The sequence below is a fragment of the Noviherbaspirillum autotrophicum genome (genome assembly GCF_000818395.1).
Taxonomy (GTDB): Bacteria; Pseudomonadota; Gammaproteobacteria; order Burkholderiales; family Burkholderiaceae_D; genus Noviherbaspirillum; species Noviherbaspirillum autotrophicum.
On the sequence record NZ_JWJG01000002.1, the window covers coordinates 42,997 to 58,893 of the forward strand.

At 59.8% G+C, this 15,897-nt stretch carries 16 protein-coding genes; 4 read left to right on the forward strand and 12 right to left on the reverse strand.

Annotated elements, in window-relative coordinates:
• Positions 1-168 precede the first annotated feature (168 nt).
• Genes rfbC through rfbB form a run of 4 tightly spaced genes read right to left on the reverse strand, consistent with a single transcriptional unit; the run spans position 169 to position 3,561 of the window.
• A complete protein-coding gene (rfbC, locus tag TSA66_RS00195; protein ID WP_040038481.1) occupies positions 169-714 on the reverse strand; it encodes a dTDP-4-dehydrorhamnose 3,5-epimerase in 546 nt (181 codons plus the stop codon).
• Positions 711-1,598, reverse strand: a complete 888-nt coding sequence (gene rfbA, locus TSA66_RS00200; RefSeq protein WP_040038482.1) for a glucose-1-phosphate thymidylyltransferase RfbA — start codon at positions 1,596-1,598, stop codon at positions 711-713. The genes rfbC and rfbA overlap by 4 nt, the downstream gene beginning before the upstream one ends.
• Positions 1,598-2,497: a dTDP-4-dehydrorhamnose reductase gene (gene rfbD / locus TSA66_RS00205; protein WP_040038483.1), complete on the reverse strand. Its 900-nt coding sequence runs from the start codon at positions 2,495-2,497 to the stop codon at positions 1,598-1,600. The genes rfbA and rfbD overlap by 1 nt, the downstream gene beginning before the upstream one ends.
• Complete coding sequence (rfbB, locus tag TSA66_RS00210) at positions 2,494-3,561, reverse strand: dTDP-glucose 4,6-dehydratase (RefSeq protein ID WP_040038484.1); 1,068 nt, start codon at positions 3,559-3,561, stop codon at positions 2,494-2,496. The genes rfbD and rfbB overlap by 4 nt, the downstream gene beginning before the upstream one ends.
• A 244-nt stretch (positions 3,562-3,805) precedes the next feature.
• Here rfbB and gluQRS point away from each other — a divergent pair, with 244 nt between their 5' ends.
• The gene (gene gluQRS / locus TSA66_RS00215) at positions 3,806-4,675 is read left to right on the forward strand and encodes a tRNA glutamyl-Q(34) synthetase GluQRS (RefSeq protein ID WP_040038485.1); all 870 of its coding nucleotides are present in this window, start codon (positions 3,806-3,808) and stop codon (positions 4,673-4,675) included.
• 51 nt (positions 4,676-4,726) lie between these two features.
• Here gluQRS and TSA66_RS00220 read toward each other — a convergent pair whose 3' ends face one another.
• The gene (locus TSA66_RS00220; RefSeq protein ID WP_040038486.1) at positions 4,727-6,160 is read right to left on the reverse strand and encodes a DEAD/DEAH box helicase; all 1,434 of its coding nucleotides are present in this window, start codon (positions 6,158-6,160) and stop codon (positions 4,727-4,729) included.
• 419 nt (positions 6,161-6,579) lie between these two features.
• On the opposite strand from TSA66_RS00220, the gene TSA66_RS00225 reads away from it, so the two are divergent.
• A complete protein-coding gene (locus TSA66_RS00225; RefSeq protein WP_052451951.1) occupies positions 6,580-6,990 on the forward strand; it encodes an MbcA/ParS/Xre antitoxin family protein in 411 nt (136 codons plus the stop codon).
• Positions 6,981-7,670: an RES family NAD+ phosphorylase gene (locus tag TSA66_RS00230; protein ID WP_084199119.1), complete on the forward strand. Its 690-nt coding sequence runs from the start codon at positions 6,981-6,983 to the stop codon at positions 7,668-7,670. The genes TSA66_RS00225 and TSA66_RS00230 overlap by 10 nt, the downstream gene beginning before the upstream one ends.
• A 24-nt stretch (positions 7,671-7,694) precedes the next feature.
• On the opposite strand, the gene TSA66_RS00235 is transcribed toward TSA66_RS00230, so the two are convergent.
• The 7 genes from TSA66_RS00235 to cyoA are packed head-to-tail and all read right to left on the reverse strand — an operon-like array spanning position 7,695 to position 14,407.
• Positions 7,695-8,231, reverse strand: coding sequence for a response regulator transcription factor (locus tag TSA66_RS00235; protein WP_040038488.1), 537 nt, complete (start codon positions 8,229-8,231; stop codon positions 7,695-7,697).
• The gene (locus tag TSA66_RS00240; protein ID WP_040038489.1) at positions 8,221-9,567 is read right to left on the reverse strand and encodes an ATP-binding protein; all 1,347 of its coding nucleotides are present in this window, start codon (positions 9,565-9,567) and stop codon (positions 8,221-8,223) included. The genes TSA66_RS00235 and TSA66_RS00240 overlap by 11 nt, the downstream gene beginning before the upstream one ends.
• Positions 9,564-10,406: an SURF1 family protein gene (locus TSA66_RS00245; protein WP_040038490.1), complete on the reverse strand. Its 843-nt coding sequence runs from the start codon at positions 10,404-10,406 to the stop codon at positions 9,564-9,566. Before TSA66_RS00245 ends, TSA66_RS00240 begins: the two co-directional genes overlap by 4 nt.
• Positions 10,403-10,807 (reverse strand): cytochrome o ubiquinol oxidase subunit IV, encoded by a 405-nt coding sequence (gene cyoD / locus TSA66_RS00250; protein ID WP_040038491.1) that lies wholly within the window; start codon positions 10,805-10,807, stop codon positions 10,403-10,405. The genes TSA66_RS00245 and cyoD overlap by 4 nt, the downstream gene beginning before the upstream one ends.
• Positions 10,804-11,436, reverse strand: coding sequence for a cytochrome o ubiquinol oxidase subunit III (gene cyoC / locus TSA66_RS00255; RefSeq protein ID WP_040038492.1), 633 nt, complete (start codon positions 11,434-11,436; stop codon positions 10,804-10,806). Before cyoC ends, cyoD begins: the two co-directional genes overlap by 4 nt.
• Positions 11,429-13,432, reverse strand: coding sequence for a cytochrome o ubiquinol oxidase subunit I (gene cyoB / locus TSA66_RS00260; protein WP_040038493.1), 2,004 nt, complete (start codon positions 13,430-13,432; stop codon positions 11,429-11,431). The genes cyoC and cyoB overlap by 8 nt, the downstream gene beginning before the upstream one ends.
• Positions 13,433-13,441: 9 nt before the next feature.
• On the reverse strand, positions 13,442-14,407 hold the full coding sequence (gene cyoA, locus TSA66_RS00265; RefSeq protein WP_052451952.1) for a ubiquinol oxidase subunit II: 966 nt from the start codon (positions 14,405-14,407) through the stop codon (positions 13,442-13,444).
• A 137-nt stretch (positions 14,408-14,544) separates the two neighbouring features.
• On the opposite strand from cyoA, the gene TSA66_RS00270 reads away from it, so the two are divergent.
• Positions 14,545-15,882: an MFS transporter gene (locus TSA66_RS00270; protein WP_040038494.1), complete on the forward strand. Its 1,338-nt coding sequence runs from the start codon at positions 14,545-14,547 to the stop codon at positions 15,880-15,882.
• Positions 15,883-15,897 lie beyond the last annotated feature (15 nt).

Consider the following 15,897-nt stretch of genomic DNA (forward strand, 5'->3'; position numbering starts at 1 on the left):
ACGTCAATGCAATCATTTCGATTTGTTCCACTGTTTAAAGTTTTCCAATCATCCGCAACAGACGAGAGTGACGAAGCGCACGGCGAGTACCGGATGTAGCGGGTATCGCTGGAGGTTGTCGAGGAGGTATGCGCAATGGCTGACCTATCCCCGCATCAGCATGAGGAATCAAGCGAACAGCTCGGCCTGTGAAAGCGGAAGTCCCGCCTTATCTTTGGCCGATACGACTGGCTCGCCGTCGATAGGCCACTCTATGCCGATCGTCACGTCATTCCATGCAATACACCGCTCATGCTCTGGAGCGTAATAATCAGTCGTTTTATACAAAAAGTCTGCGCTGTCACTGATAACGACGAATCCGTGCGCAAAACCCGGAGGAACATATAACTGACGGCAATTATCTTCGCTTAGCGTGACACCAACCCACTGACCGAAAGTCGGCGAAGACTTTCGGATATCCACTGCCACATCAAACACTGCCCCCTTCACCACTCGCACAAGCTTGCCTTGTGGCTGACGAATCTGGTAATGCAATCCGCGCAACACCCCTTGTACGGAACGCGAGTGATTGTCCTGAACAAAGTCAACCTCCAAGCCGGTCACTTGACTAAACGCTTGCCGATTGTAGCTTTCAAAGAAAAAGCCGCGGCTGTCTCCGAAAACCCTGGGCTCTATAATAAGGACTTCCGGCAGACGTGTTGAAGTAATTTTCACGACGACACTTCCTCTTTCAAGATCCTGAGCAGGTACTCGCCATAACCGTTCTTGGTGAGCGGCTGCGCCAGCGCGTGCAGTTGTTCGGCGTCGATAAAGCCTTTGCGATAAGCGATTTCCTCAGGACAGGCGACTTTCAATCCCTGGCGATTTTCAATGGTTGCGATAAAGTTGCTGGCTTCGATCAGACTTGCGTGCGTACCGGTGTCCAACCATGCATACCCTCGCCCCATCATCTCGACCAAGAGTTGGGCACGTTCCAAATAGATACGATTGACATCGGTGATCTCCAATTCGCCGCGCGCAGATGGCTTAAGATCAGCAGCAATATCAATCACCTGCGCGTCGTAAAAATACAAGCCAGTGACTGCATAATTTGATTTCGGCTGCCTCGGCTTTTCTTCCAGCGAAATAGCGCGCCCCTGCTCATCGAACCCCACCACGCCGTAACGCTCTGGGTCGTTGACATGGTAGGCAAACACGGTCGCGCCGTCACGCTTGTTTGTCGCTCGTTCAAGCATGGGCTGCAAATCATGGCCATAAAAAATATTGTCGCCCAATACTAGCGCCGACGATGCGTTGCCAATAAAGTCCTTGCCAATGATAAAAGCCTGCGCCAGCCCATCGGGCTTCGGCTGTACCGCATACTGCAAATTCATGCCCCATTCTCTACCGTCCCGCAGCAATTGCTCGAATCGGGGCAGGTCTTGCGGCGTGGAGATGATCAGAATGTCACGAATACCTGCCAGCATCAATGTACTGAGCGGGTAGTAGATCATCGGCTTGTCATAGATGGGCAGCAGTTGCTTGGAGACTGCCTTGGTTACCGGGTAGAGCCGCGTTCCGGATCCTCCGGCGAGGATAATACCTTTGCGTAGAGTCATTATTGTTTTTCCAGGATTTCAGTAAGCATGCGCGCTACGCCGCTTTGCCAAGGCGGCATTTGCAAATTGAAGGTGGACTGCAGTTTGTTCGTATCCAGCCGGGAGTTATGTGGCCGACGCGCCGGTGTAGGAAAGGCGGTGGTTGCCACTGGCACGAGATTATCAGGAGTGACCTTGAGATTAACTCCCGCATTACAGGCAAAATCCAGCACGAATCTCGCATATCCGTACCAAGATGTCTCCCCTGATGCTACCAAGTGATAGAGGCCGGAAACCTGCGGATGAAGCTGCGCTATCCGAATCGCATGTGCTGTTATGTCGGCAATTAGGTCGGCACCAGTAGGTGCCCCGACCTGATCATTGATTACAGTGAGGCGTTCTCTCTCGCTGGCCAGCCGCAGCATGGTTTTTGCAAAATTTCCTCCACGTGCGGCATACACCCAACTCGTCCGGAAAATCAAATGATTGCAGCCCGATTGCTGTATCGCCTGTTCGCCTTCCCGCTTAGTCGCACCGTATATGCTGAGCGGTCCGGCAACGTCGTCTTCCCGCCATGGTTTTTCGCCGCTGCCGTCGAATACATAGTCTGTTGAATAATGAACCAGCCAGGCGCCGATCGCCTTGGCCTCTTGCGCCAATACCTCAGGCGCAAGGGCGTTGATGGCACGCACCAATTCAGGTTCGCTTTCAGCCTTGTCGACGGCAGTATGGGCAGCTGCATTAACAATGACGCCGGGCCTAATTTGGCGAACGGTAGCGGCCAACTCTTGCAACTTCGTGAAATCGCCGCACACATCGCCGCTTGTGACGTCCAGTGCAATCACGTCTCCCAAGACGGCAAGGCTACGCTGCAGTTCCCAGCCAACCTGCCCACTTTTGCCAAACAGGAGAATTTTCACTGCGTTCTCCCAGCATAATTTTTTTCCATCCACTCGCGATAAACGCCGGACTGGACATGGTCCACCCAAGCTTGATTGTCGAGATACCATTGCACCGTTTTTCGGATTCCGGTTTCAAATGTCTCTGCCGGTTTCCAGCCGAGCTCGCGCTCAAGTTTCCGAGCGTCAATGGCATAGCGACGATCATGACCCGGACGGTCCTGCACGTACTTTATTTGCTCGCGATAGGACTTGCCGTCCGTTCGTGGGCGCAGCTCATCCAAGAGAGCGCATATCGTATTAACGATATCAATGTTTGCTTTTTCGTTCCAGCCGCCAACGTTATAGGTTTCCCCAACCTTACCGGCTTCCAGTACACGGCGAATGGCACTGCAGTGATCCCTCACATAGAGCCAATCACGGATTTGGCGGCCGTCGCCATATACTGGCAAAGCTTTACCGGCTAGGGCATTGACGATCATGAGCGGGATGAGTTTTTCGGGAAAGTGGTAAGGCCCGTAGTTATTGGAGCAATTAGTCGTTAGCACCGGAAAGTGGTACGTATGGTGGTATGCCCGTACCAGATGGTCACTGGCAGCCTTGCTGGCCGAATACGGACTGTTAGGCTGATAACGACTTGTTTCAGTAAAGGCAGGGTCAGAGCTTGTCAGTGATCCATACACTTCATCGGTGGACACATGCAGAAAGCGAAATGCCTGCTTTTTGCCCGGATCGAGCCCATCCCAGTAAGCGCGCGCGGCTTCGAGCAAGTGAAAGGTGCCGACAATATTAGTCTGAATAAAAGCTTCGGGGCCGTGAATGGAGCGGTCCACGTGAGATTCGGCAGCAAAATTGATGATGGCACGAGGCGTGTACCGAGCCAAAAGGTTTTCCACCAAACTTAGCTCGCCAATATCGCCTTTGACAAAGATATGCCGGTCGTCACCCCGCAGGGATGCCAAATTCTCCATATTGCCGGCATATGTAAGCGTATCGAGATTGATAACCGGCTCATCGGAATGAGTAAACCAGTCCAAGACAAAATTCGAGCCAATGAAGCCCGCCCCTCCTGTAACGAGAATCATTTTCCACCCTTAATTTCTATTAACCGAGCCTAGCAGGCTTTACAGTATCAGCTATCCATAAATTGAATTTGATATGAAGGCTCACCCTTTCTTTTTGATATTTATGTGATTGCAAATTTGAAAGAGAATGAACCGTCAGATAAATTCTATTGTCTCGACTTGAGTTGCAGTATAAAGCTTCCTTCTCATCATTTTCCGCTCATCGACAACAGTCGTGATTTTGGGCAAAGTTTCTGAAAACGACATGACCTCATCGTATATCGGCCGCTTTGCGCCCTCCCCTTCCGGCCCGCTGCACAAAGGATCTCTGGTCGCCGCGCTGGCCAGCTATCTTGATGCGAAAGCACATGACGGCAGATGGCTGGTGCGCATCGAGGATATCGACGAGGCGCGTACCGTGCCGGGGGCGGCCGACGCCATCCTGCAGTGTCTTGGCGCGTTCGGCATGCGGTGGGACGGCGAAGTGGTGTGGCAAAGCCGGCGCAAGCCCTTGTACGAGGCGGCATTTGCGCGCCTGGGTTCGCACACCTATGCGTGCGGCTGCACGCGGCGCGAGATCGCGGACTCGCGCATCGGCGTGGCCAGCGATGGCGCGGCGGTATATCCCGGCACCTGCCGGCCGGGCCTGGCCGCGGGGAAGACGGCGCGCGCCTGGCGGCTGCGCGTGCCGGAGCATGCCAGCGCCTGGGTAGCATTCGAGGATCGCTGGATGGGAACGGTCACGCAAAACCTGGCGAGCGAGGTCGGCGACTTCGTGCTCAGGCGAGCCGACGGCTTCTGGGCATATCAGCTGGCGGTGGTAGTCGACGATGCGGAGCAAGGCGTCACCGACGTCGTGCGCGGCGCGGACTTGCTGGACTCGACGCCGCGCCAGATTTACCTGCAGCGCCTGCTTGGATTGCCGACGCCGCGCTACCTGCATGTGCCGGTGGTGACCAATGCCGAAGGAGAAAAACTGTCGAAGCAGACCGGGGCGCAGACGCTCGATCCGGGCAAGCCGCTGGAGGAGCTGATCGCGGCGGCGCGGTTTCTGCAGTTACCGGTTGAGGGAGTGCGTTCGCAGGAGGCGTTCTGGCGGGAAGCGATCGCGGGATGGGCGCGGCGGTTTAAGTGACCAGCCTCTCTCCCGCCAGCGGGAGAGGCAGTTCTTTTTCGAGTGACGTTTTTACCGCTTCGGCATCCCGCCAAGCAGCGCCGCCACCTTGGCCTTTTGCTTGGTTGCGCCCGGTTGCGAGGCGTCCTCGCGTGCCTCGTCCGACGCGCTCTGCGGCGCCGGCTCGTACGGCTTCAGGAACCACGGGTCGACCTTTTCCTTGCGCGGCGCGTAGCCGCTGCGTCCGTACGACGAACGCACCGCACCCTGACGCTCTTCGCTGCCGCCTTCATGGCGCGGACGGCGATCGGCCGAACGCGGCGGCACGAAGCCGGAGAGCTGCAGGCGTGAAATGGTGTGCTTGATCAGCTTTTCGATGTCGGCGAGCTGCCGCGCATCCTTGTCGGTAAACAGCGAGATCGCGTCACCCGAGGCGCCGGCACGGCCGGTACGCCCGATGCGGTGCACGTAGTCCTCGGCGTTGTATGGCAAGTCGAAATTGATCACGCAAGGCAGTTCGGCGATGTCCAGGCCGCGCGCAGCCACGTCGGTCGCGACCAGCACTTCGATGCCGCCCTGCTTGAAGGCTTCGAGCGCGGCCATGCGTTCGGCCTGGGTCTTGTCGCCGTGGATCGCTGCTGCCTTGACGCCTTCCTTTTCCAGATGGCGCGACAGGCGCGAAGCGCCGATCTTGGTATTCGAGAAAACGATTACCTGCTTCAGGCCGCGTTCGCGGATGATATGCGCCACCGCGTCGCGCTTGGCCTCTTCCTCGACCTTGTACAGCACCTGCGTGACATTGTCGGCGGTGGCGTTGCTGCGCGCGACTTCGATCGTCACCGGGTTCTTCAGGAAGCTGTTCGCCAGCTTCTTGATCTCCGGCGAGAAGGTCGCGGAGAACATCAGGTTCTGGCGCTCTTTCGGCAGCAGGTTGATGATGCGCTGCAGGTCAGGCAAGAAGCCCATGTCAAGCATGCGGTCCGCCTCGTCCATCACCAGGATCTGCGTCTGCGACAGGTTCACGGTCTTTTGCTGCACGTGGTCGAGCAAGCGGCCCGGGGTGGCAATCACGATTTCCACACCAGCACGCAAGGCGGCGGTTTGCGGCGCCATGTCGACGCCGCCAAACACCACGACGGAGCGCAGCGGCGTGTGACGCGAATAGGCCTTCACGTTATCCGCCACCTGGTCAGCCAGCTCCCGCGTCGGCGTCAGGATCAGCGCACGCACCGGATGGCGCGCAGGAGAGGCGCTGGTACTCGCATGCGCGAGCAGCAACTGAATGATGGGCAAGGAAAAACCGGCGGTCTTTCCTGTGCCGGTTTGCGCCGCGCCCATGACGTCGCGGCCTTGCAGGACAACGGGGATCGCCTCGGCCTGGATCGGCGTGGGATGTACATAACCTTGGTCGGCGAGCGCGCGCAAAATATCGGCGGACAGTCCGAAGTCTTCGAAGCGGACAGCCGGTGCGCCGGTTTGCGGGGTTGCTAACGGGGTGTGGGACATAGGTGATTTCAATAAGCCTGCTACCAGGCTGTCAGTAAGCGCGACGTCAATGAACTGTGCCGAAAAACGCCGCCTATTCGGTTACAGAGTCCACGCAACATGGCAGTGGTCAACCGCAGCATCGTTACGTAAAACAACCTTTCATTATACGCCTGCATGGAAGCACCGTTCATGACCCGCCAAGCCAGCGGGTTCCAGACGATTCGCACGGTGCGCTTTTCCTGTGACAGTGGCTGCAGGCAAAGATTGCAGGGAATTGTCGGCCGGCGTCCCAAAAGCAGATATTTTTCATTCATATCCTCTGACACTGCCATCGATACTTACAATAATAATTCCAGTTTGAGAAAATTAATTGAAGTTAATCCATTTTTAGACTAAAGTGTTTTTATCTCAATAACCTTTATATCCAGGCTGCTCATATGGGGATTCGCACTGAAAACGCGCATGCACCGGTTACGGCGGAAGCAATGTCCGCAGCGGCGGTACGCGCATTCGGCAATATCGCGCGCCTGTGGAACTTAGATACCGATGAACAGCTCGTCCTGCTGGGCAGCCCGCCACGCTCGACCTTCTATAAATGGAAAAAGCAGCCGGAGGCAGCCCATCTCGGTCGCGACACGCTGGAACGCATTTCTTACCTATTGGGCATCTACAAAGCCCTGCAGATTCTCTTGCCGGACGAAAAGGCCGCCGATAGCTGGATCAGGAAGCCGAATGCGGCGACGCTGTTCGGCGGCAAAAGCGCGCTGGATCGCATGTTGTCGGGCAATGTGGCGGACCTGTTCGTCGTGCGCCAGTATCTCGATGCCATGCGCGGCGGCTGGGCGTAACCGTGCCAGTGACGTATCCGCTGGCGCAAGTCGACTGGCATCCGGCCTATCGCATCGTCCCGACCCGCTTCCCCGCCATTAACCTGTTCGACCGCGTCGCGTCGCCGGACGACTTCGACGCCTTGTATGCGCTCGAAGCGATGACCAACGACCGCATCCGCGACGAAGTGGGCGCCATCGAGCTGGTGCCGCATGCGGAACGCCTGTATGGGCCGGGCAGCGGGCCGATCATGGCAGCCTTCACGCACCTGAACCCGGCCGGCAGCCGCTTTTCCGACGGCAGTTTCGGCGTGTTCTATGCCGCCAGGGACAAGGCGGCTGCGGTGGCCGAAACCCGCTACCACCAGGCGCGTTTTCTGGCAGCCACCAGCGAGCCGCCGATCCAGTTGCAGATGCGCGTATATCACGTCGAAGTGTCAGGCCGGCTGCATGACTTGCGCGACATGCAGAAAGACCATCCGGTCTATGATCCGGCTTCGTATGCCGCTTCGCAGGCGCTGGCGCGCGAACTCAGAGCGCAAGGCTCGAACGGCGTGACCTACCGCAGCGTGCGCATGGAAGGCCGCGAATGCGTTGCGGCCTTCAGGACGCTCCCCCTGTCGAACTGCCGGCACGCGAGCCAGATGCTTTATCAATGGGATGGCGCGCAGTTTTCGGATGTCTACGAGAAGGTAATGTAAGGCCGCGACGCTGGCCGACCGCACCTATTTGACGCGCTGCTTCTCCAGCTTGCGCGCGAGTGTGCGGCGATGCATGCCAAGGCGGCGCGCCGTTTCTGAAATATTGAATCCGGTTTCCGCGAGCACTTCGTGGATGCGCTCCCATTCGAGCGTCTTGATCGAAGTGGAACGGTTCGTCAGTTCGATGTCGGTATTGCCAGCGACATGGCCGAACGCCGCCTCGATATCGTCGGTGTTGGACGGCTTGGCCAGATACTGGCAAGCGCCGAGCTTGATCGCTTCGACGGCGGTGTTGATGCTGGCAAAACCGGTCAGGACCACGATCAGCATGTCCGGATGCCGCTGGTGCAGCATTTGCACACAGGCCAGGCCGGATGAATTGTCTTTCAGCTTCAGGTCGACCACCGCATGCGATGGCGCATGCTGCTGCAGCAGCGCCGCAACCTCGTCGGCATTCGTCGCATGCAATACCTGGTAGTTGCGGCGCTCGAACGAGCGGCCGAGCGTGCGCGCAAAGGCGGCATCGTCTTCCACGATTAACAGCAGGCGGTCAGGCGCCATTTCCTTGCCCCTCCTCCAGGGAGATCGATGCCAGCGGCAAGGTCAGCAGGATTGCAGCGCCGCCTTCGGCGCGGTTGCGCACAATCACCGTACCGCCCAACTTGCGCGCGACATTCACCACCAGGAACAGGCCCAATCCGCCGCCCGGACGTCCCTTGCTCGACTGATATGGCTTGCCGAACTGCGCCAGCATCTCGGGCGCGAATCCGGGGCCGGCATCCGTGATCAGCAGCTTCAATGCATCGCCCTCGCGCATGGCCTCCAGGCTGACCCACTGCGGCGATGCCTCGAAGGCGTTGTCGAGCACGTTGACAATCATTTGCTTAAGCGCGGTGTCGAATACCACGGGGATGTCCGGCTGGATGCGGTTTTCGTAACCGAACGCGACGACCGGCCGGCTGGCGCACCATTCTTTGACCAAATCGTTCAAGAAAGTGCCGATGGTTGTCCTGGCCGACGATTCGCCGCGCGCTTCGCCTGCAGACAGCAGGATGCCGCTGACGATGGACTTGCAGCGCTTCAACTGCGCCTGCATTTCTGTAATTTCCTCCAGCAAGTCGGCATTCCTGCTGAATTCCGGCATGCGCCGCCAGTCGCCGAGAATCACCGACAGCGTGGCCAGCGGCGTGCCGAGTTCGTGCGCCGCGCCGGAGGCCAGCAAGCCCATGCGCACAATATGCTCTTCCTCGGCCGCGCGCTGGCGCAGGTGAGCCAGCTTGTCGGCACTGGCGCGCAGATTGCGCATGATGCGCGTGATGAAGATCACCAGCAGCGATGCGATGAGGGCAAAGCAGATCAGCATGCCCTCGACATAGAGCGTGGGAAAGCTGCGCCCCTGCTGGATCGGCAATGCCAGCGGCGTGGAAAACAGCGACAGCCCGGCCAGGCACATTCCGGTGATGACGACAATGGTCCAGGTCGACCACGCCTCCAGCAGCACGGCGCTCAGAATGACTTGCAGCAGATAGAGGAAGGCGAATGGATTGGTGGTCCCGCCACTGAAATACAGCTGCGCCGTCAGGCTTCCCACGTCGACCAGCAGCGCGAAAAACAGTTCGCCGTTGGAAACGACACGGCGCTCCTGCCAGCGCAGATGGCTGGCGATGTTGAACGCGATCAGGCAGACCAGCACCGCGAGCATCTGCGGCAGCGGCAGGCGGATGTCCAGCGCGCCGGCGACGATGGCAATGGTCGTGATCTGCCCGATAACGGCGATCCAGCGCAGCTGGATCAACTGCAGCATGTTGTTGTGGCCGGCGACCTTTTCGACGCGCGCGGCGGCTGATTTTTCCCTTACCTCGGCCCGATTCAATGCCGTTTCAGTCTTGCCTGTCATGTTCCCCCACCCGATCCCTCTGCCGCGCGGCGCAAGCGACGCTCCTCGCGCCAGACCCACAGGCCGGCCGCTGCCACCATCAAGGCGAGAGCATACCAAGTCAGCGCATAGACCAAGTGGCTGTTGTGGAAGGAAATGACCGTCAGGCCGCCGACCGGGGCGATTTCCCCCGGCCCTGCGTCAGTGTGCGCCGGCGCGGCGTCCGCATCGACGAAGTATGGCGCAACCCGGCGCAGGCCGCGCGCAGCGGCAATCGCCTGTATGTCGCGCGAATGCCAGCGATCGGCAGCGGGATCATTGTTCCGCAGAAATGCGCCGCCGGGTTCGCTCATGCGCAGCAGGCCGCTAACGGTGACGGTCTGGTTGCCGCCGGCAGTCCGACTGCGGTTCGCCTGGCGCACGCTAGCGGCGGCCTCAACCGGAATAAAGCCGCGATTGACCAGCACGATGGCGCCGCCGGCACTGTCGGCCACGTGCAGCGGCGTCAGCAGCCAGTAGCCGCTGCCCAGTTCGGTGGCGGCCTGCACCAGGGCCGATTGTTCATGCATGAACCTGCCGCTGAGCTGCACATGGCGGTACTCGTCGGATTCGGCGCTGATGAACGGCCAGCGCTCTGGCCCGGGGGCAGGCACGGGAGCGGTATGCGCGCGCTGCTCGACGCGCTCGATGAGCGCCAGTTTCCATTGCAGCCGCTGCAACTGCCAGCTGCCGAGCGCGACGAAAGCCGCGAACGCCAGCGCTGCGCAGACGGCCAGCACCAGCAGCGTTACGAAAGAGCGCGGGCGCGGCCCGACCTCCAGCGAAGCCGCACCGCGCCCCTGCCCTGAACCATCCGTCATGGCATGTCGTGCATGTGGTGCATTTGGTGCGTGGCGTCGGGCGCCATGCCCGGCATCATGTTGTGATTCAAGTGATACATCACCCAGATCGAGCCAGAGAGCACGATCACCACCAGCACCACGGTGAAGATCAGCGCTAGCATGTTCCAGCCGCCTTCGGACTTGGTGTTCATGTGCAGGAAGTAGATCATGTGGACCACGATCTGCACCGCGGCAAAGCCGAGGATCACCATGGCGGTGGTGCTCGACCTGTCGAACACCTTGCCCATGACCAGCCAGAATGGAATCGCGGTCAGAATCACCGACAGCACGAAGCCGATCGCATAGCTTTTCAGGCTGCTATGGTCAGTATGATCGTCATGGCCATGATGGCCTGGGTCGTGCGTGTGTTGCGCGCTCATGGCAAGACTCCCATCAGGTAGACAAAGGTGAAGACGCCGATCCAGATCACATCCAGGAAGTGCCAGAACATCGACAGGCACATCAGGCGGCGACGATTTTCAGGGACGAGGCCGTGGCGCCTCAACTGGAACATCAGCGTCGCCAGCCAGACGACGCCGAAGCTCACGTGCAAGCCGTGCGTGCCGACCAGGCAGAAGAACGCCGTCAGGAATCCACTGCGCTGCGGACCCGCGCCTTCATGGATCAGGTGGGCGAATTCAGTCAGTTCGAGCGCCAGAAAGCCAAGGCCGAACAGTCCGGTAATGCCCAGCCACAGCATCGTGCTGCCCAGGCGCTTGCGCTGCGATTCGAGCATGGCGAAGCCATAGGTAATCGACGACAACAGCAGCAAGGCGGTATTGGTCGCCACCAGCGGCAGGTCGAACAGCTCGGCGCCGGTCGGACCGCCCGCGTAATTGCGCCCCAGCACCGCATAGGCAGCGAACAGGCACGCAAAGATCAGGCAGTCGCTCATCAGGTAGATCCAGAACCCGAGCAGGGTGCCGTTTTCCGGATGATGCTCGCGCACGTAAAAGCGCGCGCTGGTATCGCTCAGGGCGTCAACAGTGTTTGCGGTAATTTCAGACATAGCTTTCCAACATGCGGGTACGGGCATTCTCAGTGCGGACCACCTCGTCCGCCGGGATGTGGTAATCGCGTTTGTAATTGAAGGTATGGACAATGACGGCAGCCAGCGTCGCGGCAAAACCAAGGCCGGCCACCAGCCACATCTGCCAGATCAATGCGAAGCCGACGACCGTGCTGAGGGCGGCGATCACGAAGCCGGCTGCCGTGTTCTTCGGCATGTGAATCGGGACGAAGCCTTGCTGCGGACGGATATAGCCCTGCTTCTTCATGTCGGTCCAGGCATCCTTGTCATAGACACGCGGCGTGAACGCAAAGTTGTAGTCCGGCGGTGGCGAAGACGTAGACCATTCCAGTGTGCGGCCGTTCCACGGGTCGCCGGTGACATCGCGCAGCTCGTGGCGGCGCTTGAAGCTGACGTAGAACTGCACCAGCATCGAACCAATGCCCAGCGCGATCAGCACCGCGCCGAGCGCCGCGATCTGGAACCAGATCTGCAGCGACGGATCGTCGAAGTGGCTCATGCGGCGGGTCACACCCATCAGGCCGAGCACGTACAGCGGCATGAAGGCGAGGTAGAAGCCGACCACCCAGAACCAGAACGAGCACTTGCCCCAGAAGACGTCGAGCTTGTAGCCGAAGGCTTTCGGGAACCAGTAGTTGATCGCGGCAAAAATGCCGAACACCACGCCGCCGATGATCACGTTATGGAAGTGCGCGATCAAAAACAGGCTGTTGTGCAGCACGAAGTCGGCCGGCGGCACCGCCAGCAGCACGCCCGTCATGCCGCCGATGACGAAGGTGATCATGAAGGCGACGGTCCACATCATCGGCAGCTCGAAGCGGATGCGGCCGCGGTACATGGTGAACAGCCAGTTGAAGATCTTCGCGCCGGTCGGAATCGAGATGATCATCGTCGTGATGCCGAAGAACGAGTTCACGCTCGCGCCCGAGCCCATGGTGAAGAAGTGGTGCAGCCAGACGAGATACGACAGAATGGTGATGACCGCCGTCGCGTACACCATCGAGGTGTAGCCGAACAGGCGCTTGCCGGTAAAGGTCGGCACCACTTCCGAGAAGATGCCGAACACCGGCAGCACCAGGATGTACACCTCCGGGTGGCCCCAGATCCAGATCAGGTTCACGTACAACATGGAGTTGCCGCCCAGGTCGTTCGTGAAGAAGTTCAGGCCGAACATGCGGTCCACCGACAGCATTGCCAGCACGGCGGTCAGCACCGGGAAGGTAACGACGATCAGCACGTTGGTGCACAGCGCGGTCCAGGTGAATACCGGCATCTTCATCAGGTTCATGCCGGGCGCGCGCATCTTGACGATGGTCGCGATCAGATTGACCCCCGACAGCAAGGTGCCCACGCCGGCAATCTGCAAGGCCCAGATGTAGTAATCGACGCCGACATCCGGGCTGTACAGGATGCCGGACAGCGGCGGATAGGCGAGCCAGCCGGTGCGTGCGAATTCGCCGACGAACAGCGATGCCATCACCAGCACGGCACCCGAGGTCGTCATCCAGAAGCTGAAGTTGTTCAGGAACGGGAAGGCCACGTCGCGCGCGCCGATCTGCAGCGGCACCACGTAGTTCATCAGGCCGGTCACGAACGGCATCGCAACGAAAAAGATCATGATCACGCCGTGGGCGGTGAAGATCTGGTCGTAGTGATGCGGCGGCAGGAAACCGGCGCTGTCGCCGAAGGCGACCGCCTGCTGGGCGCGCATCATGAGCGCATCGGCAAAGCCGCGCAGCAGCATCACCAGGCCCAGGATCATGTACATGATGCCGATTTTCTTGTGGTCGATGCTGGTGATCCAGTCGCGCCACAGGTGGCCCCACAGGCGGAAATAAGTCAGCGCGGCGAACGCCGCCACGCCGCCGATGGCGACCATGAGAAAGGTGCCAATCAGGATGGGTTCGTGAAACGGAATCGCATCCCAGCTCAGCCGGCCGAAGATGAGCTTCGTCAGATCAATGTGGTCTTGCATCGTTACTCTTTATGGATTTTTGGAAATCGGGGCGGACGATTCGGCACCGGTCTGCGCGACGGCGGCTGTGACGCGCTTGCTGTCGGCCGCCATCATCTCGTCCATGCAGGTCGCGCCGGGCGCGACGCAGCGATTGACGATCGCGTGGTACAGGTCGGACTCGACCTTGCCGTAGCGGCGCACCGGTTCGCGCTCGCTGGGCTTTTCCAGCGCCAGGTAGTCGGTGCGCTTGAACTCGCCGCCGGCCCTGGCCTTCTGCACCCAGCTCTCGAAGTCGGCATTACTCATGCCGTAGTACTTGAAGCGCATGTGGGAAAACCCGGCACCGCTGTAATTGGCCGAAAAGCCTTCATATGCGCCGGGCTTGTTAATCACGGCATTCAAGGTCGTATCCATGCCCGGCATCGCGTAGATCTGGCCGGCCAGCGCGGGGATATAGAACGAATTCATCACGTTCGACGCGGTGATCTTGAAGCGCACCGGCACGTCCACCGGCGTGGCCAGTTCGTTGACGGTGGCAATGCCCTGCTCCGGATAGATGAACAACCACTTCCAGTCGAGCGCCACCACCTGCACCACCAGCGGCTTGGTATCGGGGGAAATCGGGCGATGGGCGTCGATGCGCTGCAGCGGACGGTACGGGTCCAGCAGATGGGTGCTGATCCAGGTCAGCAAACCCAGGGCGATGATGATTAGGAGCGGCGCGCCCCAGATGACCAGCTCCAGCTTGGTCGAGTGATCCCATTCGGGATCGTATTTTGCCGCCGCGTTGTTTTTGCGGTAACGCCAGGCGAAAAGCACGATCAAGGCGATCACCGGCACGATGATCAGCAACATCAGCAGCGTGGAGACAAGGACCAGGTTGGCCTGCTGAACAGCGATATCGCCGGATGGATTCATCACGACGGTATCGCAGCCAGCCAGCAACACCAGGGGCGAGAGCGGCGCTAGGCGACGGGCGTTTAACAGATGCATGAATGAAAGTAAAGGATACAGATCAAGATTATGCTAATCTAACCTCGCAAGCGGGCATTGGCGATTGGACATTTTGTCCTCCCCCTTTCCGGGAAGCCTCAAAAAGACCTGCCAATATCCAATTTGAGGAGCGACGAATGTCCAGTACCAGCATGCATGGCGGGACGCTGCCCGCCCATTTACGTTCGGCCGCACGCGATGCCGGCAACGCCGATCATTCCAACATTGCGCCGGGCGAAATCGCCGTCGGCGTGGTCATCGGCCGCGCCTCCGAATATTTCGACTTCTTTGTGTATGCCATCGCCTCGGTGCTGGTGTTTCCATCCGTGTTCTTCCCCTTCGAGCAGCGACTCGAGGGAACGCTGTACGCATTCACGATCTTCTCCTTTGCCTTTATCGCCCGGCCATTCGGCACCGTCGCCTTCATGGCCATCCAGCGCCGCTTCAGCCGGGAGCTGAAACTGATGCTCGCGCTCCTGCTGCTGGGCGCATCCACCGCCGGCATCGCCTTCTTGCCGACCTACGCTCATCTGGGGTCGGCAGCGATCGTGCTGCTGGCGATCCTGCGCATCGGTCAGGGCATCGCGCTGGGCGGCTCATGGGATGGCTTGCCGTCGCTGCTGGCGCTGAGCGCGCCAAAACGCCGCCGCGGCTGGTACGCGATGCTGGGGCAACTGGGCGCACCGGTCGGCTTCATCGTCGCGGCCGGATTGTTCTGGTTCCTGCTGTCGGCGCTGTCCAGCGCGGACTTCCTGGAATGGGGCTGGCGCTATCCGTTCTACGTCGCATTCGCCATCAACGTCGTCGCGCTGTTTGCCCGCCTGCGCCTGGTATCCACCGACGAATATGCGCGCCTGCTCGACGAGCGCGAGCTGGAACCGACCAACGCGCTGAAAATGGTCTGCTCGCAAGGACGCAATGTGCTGATCGGCGCGCTCGCGGCGCTGGCGAGCTATGCGCTGTTCCACCTCGTGACAGTTTTCCCGCTGTCCTGGATCACGCTATATTCGTCGCGCTCGATCAGCGACTTCCTGGCGATCCAGATGATCGGCGCCGCACTGGCGGCGGCCGGCGTGGTCGCCTCCGGCCTGATCGCCGACCGCTTCGGCCGGCGCACCACGCTGGGCACCCTCGCCGCCCTGATTGCGCTGTTCAGCGGCGTGGTACCGATGCTCATGGATGGCGGCGATCTGGGCCAGACCGTTTTCATCCTGGTCGGCTTCGCCCTGCTCGGCCTGTCTTATGGCCAGGCTTCTGGCGCTGTGACGGCCAACTTCCTGCGCAAATACCGCTACACCGGCGCCGCCCTGACCTCCGATCTGGCATGGCTGGTCGGCGCCGGCTTTGCGCCGCTGGTCGCGCTCGGCCTGTCGGCGCATTTCGGACTGGCGTATGTTGGCCTGTATCTGCTGTCGGGCGCAGTCGGCTCGCTGGCGGCATTGAGCCTCAATCGCGCGCTGGAAATCAGGGATTGACCAGCTGTCGCAAGC